Source organism: Paraburkholderia franconis, assembly GCF_009362735.1.
Lineage (GTDB): Bacteria > Pseudomonadota > Gammaproteobacteria > Burkholderiales > Burkholderiaceae > Paraburkholderia > Paraburkholderia franconis.
On sequence record NZ_WHNP01000005.1, the window covers coordinates 115,713 to 131,235 of the forward strand.

A 15,523-nucleotide genomic window follows, 5' to 3' on the forward strand; every position below is an offset into this window, starting at 1 on the left:
CGTGCGCGTCGGTGTGGGTTGCGAAGGGCGCGGGCTACTCGGGCTGTCGGCGTTCGCGCATCAGGTCATGCAGGCTGCGCGCCGCGGGCTTCAGCGGTTCGCGGTGCTGCGTCCAGCCCATCTGGTTCTTCGGTGCGAACACGCGCAGGCGCGTCGCGGCCCAGCGCAGCATCCGGTAGGCGCGCGGATGCGCGAATGCGCCGCTCCAGAAGCGCCACACGAACTGTTCCTCGCGGCTGAACTTCGCGCCCTGTCCACGCAACGGATGCGCGACCACTTCGTTCGGATTGCGGTTCGCTTCCGTGCGTAGACGCACGAGCAGTTCGGGAATCGGAATGCGCACGGGGCACACTTCGCCGCATGCGCCGCACAGGCTCGATGCCGTCGGCAGATCGGCCGTTTCGTCGAGGCCCAGCAGATGCGGCGAAATGATCTTGCCGATCGGGCCCGGATACGTCGTGCCGTACGCATGTCCGCCGATGCGCGTATAGACGGGGCAATGATTCATGCATGCGCCGCAGCGGATGCATTGCAGCGTCGCGCGCAACTGTTCGTCGGCGTAGGCCTGCGTGCGGCCGTTGTCGAGCAGCACGACATGCATCTCGCGCGGACCGTCGCGTTCGCCTTCGCGTCGCGGGCCCGTGATCAGATTGAAGTATGTCGTGATCGCCTGGCCCGTTGCGGAGCGCGTCAACAAGCTCGACAGCGGCACGATGTGCGATAGCTTCCCGACCACTTTCTCCATGCCCATGATCGCGATGTGCACGTCGGGCACGGTCGTGGACAGGCGTCCGTTGCCTTCGTTTTCGACGAGCCACAAAGTGCCCGTGTCGGCGGCGGCGAAGTTGACACCCGACAGGCCGATATCCGCATCGACGAACGCGCGCCGCAATGCGCGGCGGCCCGTCTGGATCAGTTCGTCGACATCTTCCGTATAGCGCGTGTCGGGAATGTGCGCTTCGAACAGCTCCGCGATGTCGGCCTTGGTCTTGTGAATCGCGGGCATCACGATATGCGACGGCTTTTCGTGCGCGAGTTGCACGATGTACTCGCCCATATCCGACTCGATGCAGTCGATGCCGCGCGCTTCGAGGTAATGGTTGAGCTCGATCTCCTCGCTCGCCATCGACTTGCCCTTGATCACGCGCTTCGCGTCATGTGCTTGCGCGATGCCGTGAATGATCGAGGTGGCGTCGGCGGCCGTTTCGGCCCAGTGCACGTGCACGCCGCGCGCCGTGAGCTTTTCTTCGAGCTGTACGAGCAGGTCGGGCAGGCGCGACAACGCATGACGTCGCACCGCTTCGCCGAGATCGCGTAGATGCTGCAACTCGTCGTCGTCGGGAAACTGCGAGCGGCGCTTGGTTTGCAGAAAATCCATTGCGCCGCGAAAGCTGCTGCGCAGTTTCGAGTCGTCGAGCGCGGCACGCGCGCGCGCCTTGAAGTCCTGCGTCGGCACGAAGTGCATCGGGGTGGCGTTCATGCGGCGTCTCCGTGCGTGTCGCTAGCGTTGTTGGCCTCGCGTTCGACGATCACGACCCACAGTTCGCGCGGACCATGCGCGCCGTAAGCGAGCGTCTGCTGGATATCGGACGTCTTCGACGGCCCGGAGACCAGCACGAGATTCGTCGGCATGCCGGCTTGCCACTGCTCGGCTCGCATCGCTGCATGCAGGTCCGTGTGCAGCGAATCGGCGTAGACGAGTGCGATATGCAGCGGCGGCACGAGCGACATCGTGCGCGGCGAGCCCGCATCCGGCGAGACAATCAGCGTGCCCGTCGACGCAATGCCCGAGCGCGCGACCGTGAAGCCGGCGTCGATCGTTTCGAAAAGCTCGGCTTTCCAGTTTTCAATCGGCCGGTCGTAAGTGTGTGTCGCGACGGAGAGCGGCAACGCCCGTTGCAACGCCGCGCCTTCCGCACGCAACGTATCGAGCAGCACGCGCTTCGCGTTCGCATCGGCGAGCCGTTGCGCGATCAGCGCGGGCCATGTGCGCGCCGTCGCGCGAAACACCTCGGCATGCGAGGCGGCGAGCGCGGCCTGCATCGATTCGACTAGCGCATGCGTCGATAGCTCGACGGCCGGGCGCGCGGCGCGTCGGCGGTCGTAATGCAGATCGATGCGCGCGTCGAGACGCTTCAGTTCGTCGCTGGAAACGTCGGTGGGCGCGGCCGCGCGCAACCGTCCGAGCATGCGTTCGCGCGCATTCATGCCTTGCCTCCGTTGCCCTCGTTGCGAGCCGTGGAGCTTTGCGTGCGCCGCCACAGGAAGCTCGCGAGATGTTCGACTTCGATGGGCGCGCCCTGGTGGCGTGCCGCGTGTCCGATGTTCAGCAGACAACCGCAGTCGGCGGAAACGATCCGCTCGCAGCCCGTCGCGCAAGCGGAGGCCACCTTGTCGCGCACCATCGCGCCCGAGATGTCGGGATGCTTCAACGAAAACGTGCCGCCAAAACCGCAGCATTCCGATTCGCGTTCGTGCTCGATGCGCGTGACGCCCGGCAACGCATCGACGAGTTCGACGCCATGCACGCGCGTGCCCATTTCGCGCCGCGCCGCGCACGAGGTATGCAGCACGACGCGTTCAGCGGGCGCGTCAGTGGTGGAGGGGAGCTCGATATGCAGCACGCGCAGCAGGAATTCGCTCAGCTCGTACACGCGCTCGCCAAGCTCGCGCGCTCTTTCCGCTAGCGCCGGTTCGTCGGCGAAGAGCTTCGGCCAGTGATGGCGCATCATGCCCGCGCATGAACCCGACGGCACGATGACGGGCCACGGCTTCGCGAATAGATCCAGCTGGGCGCGCGCGACATCGCGCGCCTGTTCGGGATTGCCGCTGCTATACGCGGGCTGGCCGCAGCAGCTTTGCTCCTGAGGAAAGTGCACCACGAGCCCTTCGCGTTCGAGCAGCCTGACGGCGTCGAGTCCGGCTTCTGGCACGAACAGATCGACGAGGCAGGTCGCGAACAGATAGACGTCGCGCGTGGCCGCCGGATATTGCCTTTCCTTCATATCTCGCTCCAGAATGCGTCCGTTTTTTGCGTTGCCTGCATTTGCATGCGGCTTTCGCGGATCGCTTGCATCGTTGGCGCATGATTCCGAAATCTGCGCGACAATTCAAATTGGTTGGACCACTGGACGCGATTCAAGCAGGGGAAACCGCATGGCGACGGGGACGAGAAGCAGGGGCAGGGTGGAAGGCGTGATGCGCAAGATGGAAACGGCGCTGCTCGACGGCACGTGGCCGCCGGGTTCGCGCCTGCCCGCCGAGCGCGCGCTCGCCGGGCTGTACGACGTGTCGCGCAACACGGTGCGCGAGGCGATCCAGCGGCTCGCGGCGCGCGGTCTGTTGCAGAGCCGGCGCGGCGCGGGCGTGTTCGCGACGGATCAGCTGCGCGCGGGCATCGCGTCGCCGTGGGGTCAGCTGGTCGCCGATCATCCCGTGCTGCGCGACGACATTCTGGAATTCCGCCGCGTGCTGGAAGGCGCGACCGCCTATTTCGCGGCGATGCGCGCGAGTTCCGCCGACATCAAGCGCATCCGTTCGCTGATGCGCGAGCTGGAGCGCTCGCACGCGTGCGACGACAAGGAAAGTGAAGCCGCCGCCGATGCGCAACTGCACGACGCCATCGCGCTCGCGTCGCACAACACGATGTTCCTGCATCTGCATACGAGCGTGCTCGGCATGCTGCGCGAGCACATCACGATCAGTGGCACGGACGTGCGCTTGCGCGGCCGCGAGGCATCCGGGCAACTGCTGGTCCAGCATCGCGCGGTCTGCGACGCGATCTGCACGCGGCGCCCGGAAGAAGCGCGCACGGCCATGCACACGCATATCGACTACGTGCGCAGCATTCGCGATCGGGAGGATTGAGTCGAAGCCGGCGCTCGAAAACTGGTCCAACCAGATTCGCGCGACGCTGCATCCGTCGCGCGTCGGGCATGTCAGGCGGCTTCGGCAACCTGGAACGCGTCGACGGAAGTCTTCAGCCGCCCTGCCTGCTCGGTCAGCGAATGCGCGGCAGCCGCCGCCTGTTCGACGAGCGCCGCGTTTTCCTGCGTGAGGCTGTCCATCTGCGTGACGGCGTGATTGACCTGATCGATGCCCGCGCTCTGCTCGGCCGCCGCAGCGGCGATTTCCTGCATCACGCTCGTCACGCTCGCGATCGCGTCGCGTGCCTGTTCGATCGTCGTGCCCGTGCGCTCGACGAGGCCCGCGCCGTTGCCGACCTTGTCGACGGCGCGGCTGATCAGTTGGCGCACTTCCTTCGCGGCGCCCGCGCTGCGATGCGCGAGCGTGCGAACCTCGCCCGCGACGACCGCGAAGCCGCGTCCCTGTTCGCCCGCGCGCGCGGCTTCGACGGCTGCGTTCAGCGCGAGGATATTCGTCTGGAACGCGATGCTCTCGATCACCGCGATCACATCGACCATCTTCTGCGATTCGGTGGAAATGTCGCGCATGGTCGACACGGCCTCGCCGACCATCTCGCTGCCTTCGTTCGCGATCCGCGCGGCGCGCTCCGCGAGTTCGCTCGCGGTCTTGGCGTTCTCGGCCGTCTGACGGACCATCGACGTCATCTGCTCCATGCTCGCCGCCGTCTCCTGCAACGACGCCGCCTGGTTTTCGGTGCGCGACGACAGGTCCGCATTGCCGCTCGCGATTTCATGCGCGCCCGTCGCGACGTGATCGGCGGCATGCTTGATCGCGCGGATCGTGTCCGTCAACGTGTCGCGCATGCGGCGTATCTCGCGCAACAGGCTCTGTTCGTCGTTGTGGCGCGTGTCGATCGAAACGGTCAGGTCGCCGACGGCGATCGCATTCGCGACATCGGCCGCATAGCCGGGATCGCCGCCTATCGTGCGTTGAATGCTGCGGTTCGTGAGCGCGACGAGCGCGACGAGCAGCAGTGCAATGCCGATGAACACCGCACCGATCCAATACAGCGAGCGCATGAACGCGGCGTCGATATCGTCGACATAGGCGCCCGTCGCGATGATCCAGTCCCACGGCGCGAAGCGCACGACATAGCCGATCTTGGCGACGGCTTCCGCCGGTCCCGACGAGGACGCGGACTTCGAATGCGGAAACACGTAGTCGACGAAGCCGCCTTCGGGCGACTGCGCGACCTTCGCGAAGCTCACGTAGTGATGGCGGCCGTCGGCGTCGGCGGTGCCCGCGAGATCCTTGCCGTTGATCGCGGGCTTGATCGGATGCATGACCATGCGCGGCGTCGAATCGATCACGAGGAAGTAGCCGTCCTCGCCGTAACGGACTTCGCGCAGGCGGTCGAGCGCCTGCTTGCGGGCGTCGGCCTCGCTCATCTTGCCGTTCTGCGCGAGCGCCGCGTATTCCTTGACCAGCGACAGGCCGACATGCGCGACGTTGACCAGATCGTTCTTTCGTTCCTCGATGCGCGTCTCGCGCGACAGCCATGCCGCCGACAACGACACCAGCAACAACGCGATCAGGCTGATGACGAGCGGCAACCACAGTTTCTGGGTAAAACTCAACTTCAGCATTGGGACGCCTCTCAGAGTGGGCGATTCTTAAAATGGGCGCGCTGAGGAACGTGACACGCGCATGTCTCCGCCTGATATATCGACCAATGTTGCCGTCACTTGTGTAGTGGGAAACCCTGCTACCGGGCAGGGATGCGGATAGGGGCGCGCGGTTTGTCAGCGGGCGTCGAAGCGCGCGGCGAGCCGTCTTTCGCGAAACGCGCCGACGATGAAGTCGATGAACACACGTGTCTTCGCGGGCAGCAGTTTGCGATTCGGGTAGTAGAGCGTGAGCGGGCTCAGTTCCCCGTGCCAGCCGGGCAGCAGCCGCACGAGCTTGCCGTTCTCGAGCCACGGCGCGGCATGCGGCGTCGGCAGGAACGCGATGCCGAGCCCTTGCATCGCGGCATGCGCCATTGCTTCCGGGTCGTCGAAGATCATGCGGACGCGGCATTCCGCGAGCGCCTCTTCGCCGATCTGGTTACGCATGGTCCACGCGCGCACGCGGCCCGTGGTGCTCGAGCGGCGCGCGATGCCGTCCAGTTCGGCCAGCCCGGATGGATGCGCGGGCATCGGCCTTCCCGCCATATACGCCGGCGACGCCGCGATGATCACGCACGGCCGCGCCAGCTCGCGTGCGATCACGCCTTGCGTCAGTTCGATTCCGCCGCCGATCGCGGCATCGAAGCCGCCCGCGATCAGGTCGACGGCGCGGTTGTCGAAGTGCCAGTCGGGCACGATGTCGGGATAGCGCTGCAGGAATTCGCCGAGCAGCGGCACCAGATACTCGCGCCCGAACGCGACGGCCATGCTCACCTTCAGCATGCCCGATGGCTTGCCGTCGTGCTGCGCGGCCCGTTCGAACGCATCCTGCAGGCTCGTGAACGGCCCGCTCGCGTCGGCCCACAGCTGCTCGCCGGCCGGCGTCATCGTGAGCTTGCGGGTGCTGCAATGAAAGAGCCGCGCGCCCAGATGCGCTTCGAGCCGCGCGATGTTCTTGCTGACGGCGGCGGGCGTGAGGCCGAGCCGCCGCGCCGCAGCCGAAAAGCTGCCCGTTTCGGCCGTCTGGATGAACGATTCGATGAGATTGAGCGCTTCCATCGCGATGTCGGCTTATACCTGTGGTTGAAACTGTTAGTCCACATTCGATCCTACCGATATGTGAATCCGCTTGCCATACTCCACTCACTTCAACATCACACATGGAGCACACAACATGAGCACGAATCTGCAAGGCAAGATCGCTTTCGTCACGGGCGGCGCGCGCGGCATCGGCGCGGCCGTGGTACGCCGGCTCGCCAGCGAGGGCGCGACGGTGGCTTTCACGTATCACAGTTCGGCTGCGGGCGCGAACGACCTGGTCGCGAGCGTCGAGAAGGCGGGCGGCCGCGCAGTTGCCGTCAAGGCCGATGTCGCGGACCCCGCTTCGCTGACCAATGCGATCAACGAGACGGCGCGCCAGCTCGGCAAGATCGACATCCTCGTCAATAACGCCGGCGTGCTGCGTCTCGGCACGATCGACACGTTCTCGCTCGAGGATTTCGACGCGACCTTGCAGGTGAACGTGCGCGCCGTGTTCGTCGCGTCGAAGGCCGTGCTGCCGCACATGGGGCAGGGCGGGCGGATCGTCAACATCGGCAGTTGCAACGCCGAGCGCATTCCGTTCGCGGGCGGCGCCGCGTACGCGATGAGCAAGTCGGCGCTGCAAGGTCTCGTGCAAGGTCTCGCGCGCGATCTGGGGCCGAAGGGCATCACCGTCAACAACGTGCAGCCCGGTCCGACCGATACCGACATGAACCCCGAGACGAGCGAGTTCGCCGCTTCGCTGCATGGTCTGATGGCGATCGGCCGTCATGCGCGTCCCGAGGAAATCGCGGGCATGGTCGCGTATGTCGCGAGCCCGGAAGCGGGATTCGTGACGGGCGCAAGCCTTACGATCGACGGTGGCTTCAACGCCTGATCGACTGAGCAGGGCCGTCCGCGGGCGACGCGGACGGCCCGTTTCATCATGCATGGCGTCGCATCGGCGCGTGCGCTCGCGCCGCGCCGTCGGCGAGCCGTACTTCTTCACCAGTCAAAACTCTCCCGTCAAAAAGCCGTCAAGCAGCCGTCAAGCGGCTGTCACGTAACGCGAGTGCCGCAAGCTCATGTCAGAATGGCGCTTTCGTGGACCCCACCCTCGAAACGCACATGAATCTGAACCTGGCGCCCGCCACGTATGGGGCCGACCGCTCCGGCCTCGTCTGCGGCTTTCGTTTTGCTCCCGACAAGCCCGGCATTGCTCTCGATGCCGACTCCGCCGCCGAATGGCTCGACGAGGTTGCGAAGGCACCGAACGCGAATCCGGTCGAGTTCCTGTGGCTCCATTTCAATCTCGCGCATGTGTCGAGCGAACGCTGGATGCGCACGCATCTCGACCTGCCCGAAAGCTTTTTCGAAGCGTTTCGCGAAGGCTCGCACTCGACGCGCATCGAGCATCAGTACGGCGCGCTGCTCGCCGTCGTCAACGATGTGATGTACGACTTCGAGCAGACGCCTTCCGACATCTCGACGCTCTGGGTCTACACGCACAAGCGCATCATGGTCACGGCGCGCCTGAAGCAGCTGCGCTCCGTCGACCGGCTGCGCGCGTCGGTGCGCAACGGGGAGAGCTTTGATACGGCGGCCGAACTGCTGATCCATCTGCTGCGCGATCAGGCCGACCTGCTCGTCGAGATCGTGCGTAGAACGAGCATCGAAGTGGACCGCGTCGAAGATCATTTCCTGTCGCTGCGCGCGTATGAGAGCCGTCGCGATCTCGGCGCGATGCGGCGCGTGCTCGTGCGTCTGCAAAGGCTGCTCGCGCCGGAGCCCGGATCAATCTTTCGTCTGCTGGTGCGGCCGCCCGCGTGGCTGTTGCCCGCCGACGTCCAGAGCCTGCGCGATTCGACGGAAGAGTTCTCGCTGGTGCTCGGCGATCTGTCCGGCCTCGCGGAGCGCATCAAGCTGCTGCAGGAAGAAATCGCCGCGCGCCTGAACGAGCAGACCAACCGCACGCTGTTCACGCTGACCATCGTCACGGTGCTCGCGCTACCCATCAATATCATCGCGGGGCTGTTCGGGATGAACGTCGGCGGCATTCCGCTCGCGGAGAACAAGCACGGCTTCTGGATGATGGTGCTGCTCGTCGTCAGCTTCACGCTGCTCGCGGGCTGGTGGGGGTTGCGGCGCCGCATGCCGCGCTGAGTGTGCTGAGTGTGCTGAGCATGGCGCACGTGGCCCGCGCGGCACTCGAAAACGCGTCCCCTTGACAAATGGATCGCAAAGGCCGGGGGTAAAATCGTGGGCCGTTCGAGAGGAACGACACTGCACGCTGGACGCCCGTTTCAGGAGGCATGACATGGCAAAGCTCGTCGCGCTGTACAACGTACCCGCAGACCGCAACGCATTCGACGCCTATTACTTCGAGAAACACGTACCGCTCGCCAAATCCATTCCGGGCCTGCGCCGCTATGAAGTGAGCGTGGGGCCCGTCGCGAGCGCGAAAGGCGAATCGCCGTACGCACTCGCCGCAATCCTCAGCTTCGACAGCTTCGACGCGCTTCAACAGGCGATGACCACGCCCGAAGCGGCGGCGACCACCGCCGACCTGCAGAACTTCGCGCAGGCAGGCGTCGAACTGCTCGTGTTCGACACGAAGGAGGTCTGACGCGGAACGCGCCGCGCTGCGCGTTCGCGTCGTGCGTCGTACGCCGCGTGTCTATGCCGCTCGCGGCCTTGCTCCGCGCACGCCCATTTTTTGCAGGCTGCATCTACGTGTAATCCCTGGCGGACTGCTCCGGATGATAACGCTACCATCCGTTCATCCCATCGTCATCGATCCGCACAGAAAGAACGCCCGTCGCGTCCGCGCGCTTTGCTTCGAGCGGAAATGATAGCGTTACCAAGGAGACTCATTTGTCCTCGAATCGCAAGAAGCCGGAAGAGTTGCGCAGCTACCGCTGGTACGGCGTCAACGATCTCCGTTCGTTCGGCCATCGCTCGCGCACCGCTCAGATGGGCTACCACTCGTCCGATTACATGGGCAAGCCGGTGATCGCCGTCGTCAACACGTGGAGCGAGATCAACTCGTGCCACACGCACTTCAAGCAGCGCGTCGAGGAAGTGAAGCGCGGCATCTGGCAGGCGGGCGGCTTTCCCGTCGAAATGCCCGTAATGACGCTCGCCGAGCCGTTCCAGAAGCCGACCACGATGCTCTATCGCAACTTCCTCGCAATGGAGACGGAAGAGCTGCTCAAGTCGTATCCGTTCGACGGCTGCGTGCTGATGGGCGGCTGCGACAAGACCACACCGGGCCTGCTGATGGGCGCGATCAGCATGGCCCTGCCCGCGATCTATCTGCCCGCCGGTCCGATGCTGCGCGGCAACTGGAACGGCCGCACGCTCGGCAGCGGGTCGGACACATGGAAGTACTGGGCCGAGCTGCGCGCGGGCAAGATCACCGAGGACGAATGGAAGGGCATCGAGAGCGGCATTGCGCGCTCGCCGGGCCACTGCATGACGATGGGCACGGCATCGACGATGACGAGCGCGACGGAAGCGCTCGGTCTCACGCTGCCGGGTTTTTCGTCGATTCCCGCGGCGGATTCGCGGCACGCGCAGTACGCGTCGCTGACGGGCCAGCGCATCGTCGAGATGGTGTGGACCGATCAGAAGCCGTCGGACATTCTCACCGCGAAGTCCTTCGATAACGCCGTCACGACGGTGCTCGCGATGTCGGGTTCGACGAACGCGATCGTGCACCTCGTAGCCGTCGCGCGCCGCGCGGGCATCGATCTGACGACCGCGCGCTTCGACGAGCTCGCGCGCGTGACGCCCGTGCTCGGCAACATCCGTCCCGCCGGTCAGTATCTGATGGAGGACTTCTATTACGCGGGCGGCCTGCGCGCGCTGCTGGTCGAGCTGGGCGAGCTGATCGACGGAACGCAGATGACCGTGAACGGCTCGACGCTCGGCGAGAACATCGCGGGCGCGGAGATCTTCAACGACGACGTGATCCGCAAGCGCAGCAATCCCCTCGTCGAGCGCGACGGTCTCGCCGTGCTGACGGGCAATCTCGCGCCCGACGGCGCCGTGATCAAGCCCGCCGCGATGGAGCAGCATCTGCTGAAGCATCGTGGCCCCGCCGTCGTGTTCAAGGACTACAACGACATGGCCGCGCGCATCGACAGCGAAGAACTCGACGTAACGGCCGACTCGGTGATCGTGCTGCAGCATGCGGGCCCCGTCGGCGCGCCGGGCATGCCCGAATGGGGTCAGCTGCCGATTCCGCAGAAGCTGTTGAAAGCGGGCGTGCGCGACATGGTGCGTATCTCCGACGCGCGCATGAGCGGCACCAGCTACGGCGCGTGCGTGCTGCACGTCGCACCTGAATCGTTCGTCGGCGGGCCGCTCGCGCTCGTGAAGGACGGCGACATCATCGAACTCGATGTCGCCGCGCGGCGCCTGCATGTCGACGTCAGCGACGCGGAACTGGCGAAGCGCAGGCAAGCGTGGACGCCGCCGAAGCGTCCGTTCGAGCGCGGCTTCGGCGTGATGCATCAACTGCACGTCACGCAGGCAAACAAGGGTTGCGACTTCGACTTCCTCGAAGAAAAACTCGCGGCGTCGCCGGAAGCGAACCGCGACGAGCCGGAAATCCATTAACGCAAACTACGTCATAAGCCACCGAAAATGACCGCATCCGAACAGCAGACCGTGAGCGCCGAAGCGCTCGACCAACTCCGCCACGTCAGCACGGCGACACTCACCACGCAACTCTTCAAGCGCGGCCTGCGCAACGTGTTCCTGCAGGGCGTCGCGCCGCTCGCGAAGCCCGCGCCTGGCGCGCCGAATCTCGTCGGCCCCGCGTTTACGCTGCGCAATATTCCCGCGCGCGAAGACCTCGATCATGTCGGCGTGTTCCAGGACCCGGATCATCCGCAGCGCAAGGCCGTCGAAACGGCGCCGCCCGGCAGCGTGCTCGTGCAGGACTGCCGCGGCGAGCGCTCGGTCGCATCCGTCGGCTCGATTCTCGCGTTGCGGCTCGCGAAGCGCGGCGTCGCGGGCATGGTGTCCGACGGTCCCGTGCGCGATAGCGGCTCGATTTCGGAACTCGGCCTGCCCATCTGGTGCGCGGGCGCGAGCGCGCCGCTGAATCTCGCGAAGCATCACGCCGTCGACATGAACGTGCCGATCGCATGTGGTGGCGTGCCCGTGTATCCGGGCGATATCGTCGTCGCGGATGTCGACGGCGTCGTGATCGTGCCGCGCGAAATGGCCGAAGCAGTCGCGCGCGATGCGATCGAGCAGGAACGGCTCGAAGCGTTCATCACGGAGCGCATCGCGCAAGGCAATCCGCTGCGCGGCAACTATCCGCCGAACGACGAAACGCTTGCCGCTTACGACGCGTGGCGCGAAGAGCAGAAGTAACGCGGCCGAAGCAAAGCAGCCGAAGCAATGCAGCCGAAGCAAAGCAGCCGAAGCAAAGCACCATCCGTCACGAACACAACTTGAACAACGAGGCCCGCGCGCATGCAGCGGGCCCAGGAGACATCGTGAACACCGTCACTTCAGCGATCGACGAATCGCGCCTCATCAACCGGCTCGGGCTGCGGCTCATGCCGTTGCTCGGCCTTCTGTATCTGGTCGCGTATATCGACCGTTCGAACATCAGCTTCGCGAAGCTGCAGATGCTCGGCAGCCTCGGGCTCTCCGAAGTGGCGTATGGACTCGGCGCATCGCTGTTCTTCATCGGCTACCTGATCTTCGAGGTGCCGAGCAATGTCATGCTTCACAAGTACGGCGCGCCGAAGTGGATGGCGCGCATCATGTTCACGTGGGGCGTCGTGACGATCCTGCTCGCGTTCACGAAGAACGCGACGATGTTCTACGTGCTGCGCTTTCTGCTGGGCGCGTCGGAGGCGGGGCTCTATCCGGGTGTGATCTATTTCCTGACGCTGTGGTTTCCGCAACGGCATCGCGTGCGCATGCTCGGCTATTTCACGGTCGGCAGCAGCCTGGGCAACATGGTCGGCGCGCCGATCTGCGGATGGCTGCTCGACAAGGGCGGCTTCCTCGGCCTGCAGGGCTGGCAGCTCGTGTTCGTCGTCACGGGCATTCCATCCGTGCTGCTGACGCTCGTCGTGCTGTTCCTGCTGCCCGCGTCGCCGCGTGAAGCGACGTTCCTCTCGGACGACGAGAAGGCATGGCTCACGCGCACGCTCGAAGCGGAAAGCGCACAGGCCCGCAAGAACGCCGCGCATCATGCATCGCTGCTGAGTGTGCTCGCCGAGCCGCGCGTGATCGGCATGGCGCTCTACTACATGATGCTGTCGATCTCCGTGTACGGCGTCAGCTACTGGCTGCCGACGCTCGTGAAGGGCTTCGGCGTCAGCAACACGACGAACGGTTTCCTCAACATCATTCCGTGGCTGATGGCGACGATCGTGCTCGCATGGCTGCCGTCGAAACTGCGCGCGGGCAATCGCGCGATCATCGCGATGCTCGCGTCGGCGCTGCTCGGCATGGTGTTCTTTCTGTCGTCGGTGTTCATGCCGACCAATACGCTGCGCTTCATCGCGCTGTGCTTCGGCGCGCCGTGCATGTATCTGCTGATCCCGTGCTTCTGGACGCTGCCGCCGAAGTTCCTGTTCGGCGCGCGCGCCGCAGCGGGCATCGCGGCGATCAATTCGCTCGGCAATATCGGCGGCTTCATCGCGCAGAACCTCGTGCCGTTCGTCAAGCAGACGACGGGCAGCACGCAGGCGCCGATGCTGATTCCCGCCACCTGCATGCTGATCTTCGCGATCGTGACGAGCTTCGTTCTGCGACGTAGCGGCAATGCGGTGCAAAACGTGAGCACCGCGCCCGCGACGGAGTGAAGCCGCTTTGAGGCATTGGCTACAATAGCCGCGCAACATTTTCGGGTGCACACATTCATGCCGACCACCAAGCCAACCGACGCTTCGAACGAGCTCAAGGACAGCGCCACGACCGCGCGTCGCACGCGCGGCGGTCCGAAGGGCCTGCGCATCACGGATGTCGCGGCGCAGGCGGGCGTGTCGCCGATCACGGTATCGCGCGTGTTCAACAATCCCGCTTCTGTGGCGCCCGAAACGCTCGAACGCGTGCGCCAGGTCGTGCAGAAGCTCGGCTACGTGCCGAACCGGCTTGCGGGCGGCCTGTCGTCGGCGCGCTCGCGGCTGATCGCGGCCATCGTGCCGACCATTGCGCACTCGCTGTTCTCCGAGACCATCCAGGTGTTCAGCGAGACGATGTCGCGCGCGGGATATGAAGTGCTGCTCGCGCTGAGCGGCTATAGCGACACCAACGAAGAAAGCCTGCTCGATACCGTACTGAGCCGCCGTCCCGAAGGCGTGCTGCTGACGGGCGTCGCGCACACCGATTCATTGCGCGAGCGCTTGCGCAACGTCGGCATTCCCGTCGTCGAGACATGGGACATGACGGATACGCCCATCGACATGCTGGTGGGCTTTTCGCACTACCAGATCGGCGTTGCTGTAGCGGAGCGTTTTCTATCGCGTGGCGTGAAGCGGCCCGCGCTGATATCGGCGAGCGATGCGCGCGCGCTCGCGCGCCGCGCCGGGTTTCGCGACCGGCTGGCGAAAGCGGGGATGACGGACGTCGCCGAAGTGATCGTCGAGCCGCCGAGCTCGCTGGCGACGGGCAAGGCCGCGCTGCCGCAACTGCTCGAGCGCGCGCCGCGAGTCGATGCCGTGTTCTGCGGCTCCGATCTGCTCGCGATCGGCGCGCTGGGCGCGGCGAAGGGCTTGGGCCTCGAAGTGCCGTCGCGGCTGGCGATTTGCGGCTTCGGCGATCTCGACTTCGCGTCGGAAACGTCGCCGCAACTGACGACGGTGCGCGTCGACGGCACGCGCATCGGTGTGAGCGCCGCGCGGTTTCTGCTCGACCGGCTGAATGGCGTGCACGAGCCCGCGTTCGTCGATGTCGGGTTTAGCGTGGTGGAGCGGGAGTCGGCGTAAGCGATCTGCGACGGACAGAAGTCGTGCTGGCGCAACTCAAGGCCGTCATCTCCGATTGAGACACTCGCGACGGTCTTTAACCGTTGCCGTGCGTTCTATCGCGCACGCGACAGTTTAAGAATTCTCTGACATCTCGCGGTGCTTCTTCCCCTTAACATGCCGACCGGCGATTCGCATCGCGCGTGACGAGTGCCTAATCTCAGGGCGGTCTTGCTGGTGTCTCTGCGACACCAGCCCGAAGCGATCCGCCAACTTCCCAGATTAGACAACATCACAGGCCTCGATCATGCCGACGCATCGTTTTCCCTTGGAACAAGGCGGTTCCGACCGTCTTGTCATCAAGACAGGTAACTTCAAATTCAACAAGGCCGATATCACGCTCGACGGACAATCCTTGCTCGCGGGCGCGACCTCCGAGCAGATAAAACAAGGCGTATCCGTTTCGTTGCCCGACGGCTCGCATCTGGCTATCAAGCTTGTTGCCGGTGCCTTTCGCGCTCAAGCAAGCGGTCTCGAGGTACTCCGCGACGGCAAGCCGCTGCCGGGCTCCATCGGCACGCCGGAACATGCCGTACTGACGGCGAAGAGCGGCGGCCAAGTCCTGTACTTCCTGGCAGTCTTGAACTTCGTCGCTGGGTTGGTTGCGACGTACTCGAACAGCGACGGGCTCTTCGCCGCCAGCAACGCATTGCCATTAATCGCCATGGCAGCGTTGCTGGGCGTGCTAGGCCTTTTCGTCCAGCGCAAGCTCTCGCTGATCGCATTGGGCGTCTCGATTGCTATCCTGATCGGCGATGCTGTCGTGAGCGTCGCATCGCAGCTCGACGACGGCACGCATTTCAATCCCGGGTTTATCGTCGCGCGTGCTCTCTTCGTGCTGATTTTGATCGGCTATTTCCGCACGATTCGCCAATACAAACTGTCCGCTCAAACGGCGCACGCATAACCAGCGGGCGTCGCGGGACTTTCGGGTTTTCGCGAACGCATGTCATCGTATGGCTCGCTCAT

At 64.9% G+C, this 15,523-nt stretch carries 14 protein-coding genes; 9 read left to right on the forward strand and 5 right to left on the reverse strand.

The window, feature by feature from the left end; genetic code table 11:
- Window positions 1-34 precede the first annotated feature (34 nt).
- Genes GCT13_RS07080 through GCT13_RS07090 form a run of 3 tightly spaced genes read right to left on the reverse strand, consistent with a single transcriptional unit; the run spans window position 35 to window position 3,005 of the window.
- On the reverse strand, window positions 35-1,480 hold the full coding sequence (locus tag GCT13_RS07080) for a LutB/LldF family L-lactate oxidation iron-sulfur protein (protein WP_152756338.1): 1,446 nt from the start codon (window positions 1,478-1,480) through the stop codon (window positions 35-37).
- Window positions 1,477-2,208 carry a LutC/YkgG family protein gene (locus tag GCT13_RS07085; protein ID WP_152756340.1) on the reverse strand — a complete coding sequence of 244 codons (732 nt, stop codon included), beginning with the start codon at window positions 2,206-2,208 and terminating at the stop codon, window positions 1,477-1,479. The genes GCT13_RS07080 and GCT13_RS07085 overlap by 4 nt, the downstream gene beginning before the upstream one ends.
- The gene (locus GCT13_RS07090) at window positions 2,205-3,005 is read right to left on the reverse strand and encodes a (Fe-S)-binding protein (protein WP_152756342.1); all 801 of its coding nucleotides are present in this window, start codon (window positions 3,003-3,005) and stop codon (window positions 2,205-2,207) included. Before GCT13_RS07090 ends, GCT13_RS07085 begins: the two co-directional genes overlap by 4 nt.
- A 151-nt stretch (window positions 3,006-3,156) precedes the next feature.
- Between GCT13_RS07090 and GCT13_RS07095 the strand changes: the two genes are divergently transcribed.
- On the forward strand, window positions 3,157-3,867 hold the full coding sequence (locus GCT13_RS07095; RefSeq protein ID WP_193727594.1) for a FadR/GntR family transcriptional regulator: 711 nt from the start codon (window positions 3,157-3,159) through the stop codon (window positions 3,865-3,867).
- 71 nt (window positions 3,868-3,938) lie between these two features.
- On the opposite strand, the gene GCT13_RS07100 is transcribed toward GCT13_RS07095, so the two are convergent.
- Together GCT13_RS07100 and GCT13_RS07105 are read right to left on the reverse strand one after the other, a co-directional pair.
- Window positions 3,939-5,513 carry a methyl-accepting chemotaxis protein gene (locus tag GCT13_RS07100; RefSeq protein WP_152756346.1) on the reverse strand — a complete coding sequence of 525 codons (1,575 nt, stop codon included), beginning with the start codon at window positions 5,511-5,513 and terminating at the stop codon, window positions 3,939-3,941.
- 156 nt (window positions 5,514-5,669) lie between these two features.
- Entirely contained in the window at window positions 5,670-6,593 is a 924-nt protein-coding gene (locus GCT13_RS07105) for a LysR family transcriptional regulator (protein ID WP_152756348.1), read from the reverse strand.
- A gap of 115 nt (window positions 6,594-6,708) precedes the next feature.
- Between GCT13_RS07105 and GCT13_RS07110 the strand changes: the two genes are divergently transcribed.
- The 8 genes from GCT13_RS07110 to GCT13_RS07145 all read left to right on the forward strand — a co-directional run bounded on the left by GCT13_RS07110 (window position 6,709) and on the right by GCT13_RS07145 (window position 15,461).
- Window positions 6,709-7,452, forward strand: coding sequence for an SDR family oxidoreductase (locus tag GCT13_RS07110; protein WP_152756351.1), 744 nt, complete (start codon window positions 6,709-6,711; stop codon window positions 7,450-7,452).
- Window positions 7,453-7,682: 230 nt separating this feature from the next.
- Window positions 7,683-8,717, forward strand: a complete 1,035-nt coding sequence (locus GCT13_RS07115) for a transporter (protein WP_152756353.1) — start codon at window positions 7,683-7,685, stop codon at window positions 8,715-8,717.
- 154 nt (window positions 8,718-8,871) lie between these two features.
- Window positions 8,872-9,180, forward strand: coding sequence for an EthD family reductase (locus tag GCT13_RS07120; RefSeq protein ID WP_152756355.1), 309 nt, complete (start codon window positions 8,872-8,874; stop codon window positions 9,178-9,180).
- 248 nt (window positions 9,181-9,428) lie between these two features.
- Window positions 9,429-11,177, forward strand: coding sequence for an L-arabinonate dehydratase (araD, locus tag GCT13_RS07125; protein WP_152756357.1), 1,749 nt, complete (start codon window positions 9,429-9,431; stop codon window positions 11,175-11,177).
- A gap of 27 nt (window positions 11,178-11,204) precedes the next feature.
- Window positions 11,205-11,942, forward strand: a complete 738-nt coding sequence (locus GCT13_RS07130) for a ribonuclease activity regulator RraA (protein WP_152756359.1) — start codon at window positions 11,205-11,207, stop codon at window positions 11,940-11,942.
- Between the two features lie 125 nt (window positions 11,943-12,067).
- Window positions 12,068-13,393, forward strand: coding sequence for an MFS transporter (locus GCT13_RS07135; protein ID WP_321574223.1), 1,326 nt, complete (start codon window positions 12,068-12,070; stop codon window positions 13,391-13,393).
- Window positions 13,394-13,450: 57 nt separating this feature from the next.
- A complete protein-coding gene (locus GCT13_RS07140; RefSeq protein WP_152756364.1) occupies window positions 13,451-14,515 on the forward strand; it encodes a LacI family DNA-binding transcriptional regulator in 1,065 nt (354 codons plus the stop codon).
- A 286-nt stretch (window positions 14,516-14,801) separates the two neighbouring features.
- A complete protein-coding gene (locus tag GCT13_RS07145; protein WP_152756366.1) occupies window positions 14,802-15,461 on the forward strand; it encodes a hypothetical protein in 660 nt (219 codons plus the stop codon).
- Window positions 15,462-15,523: the final 62 nt, after the last annotated feature.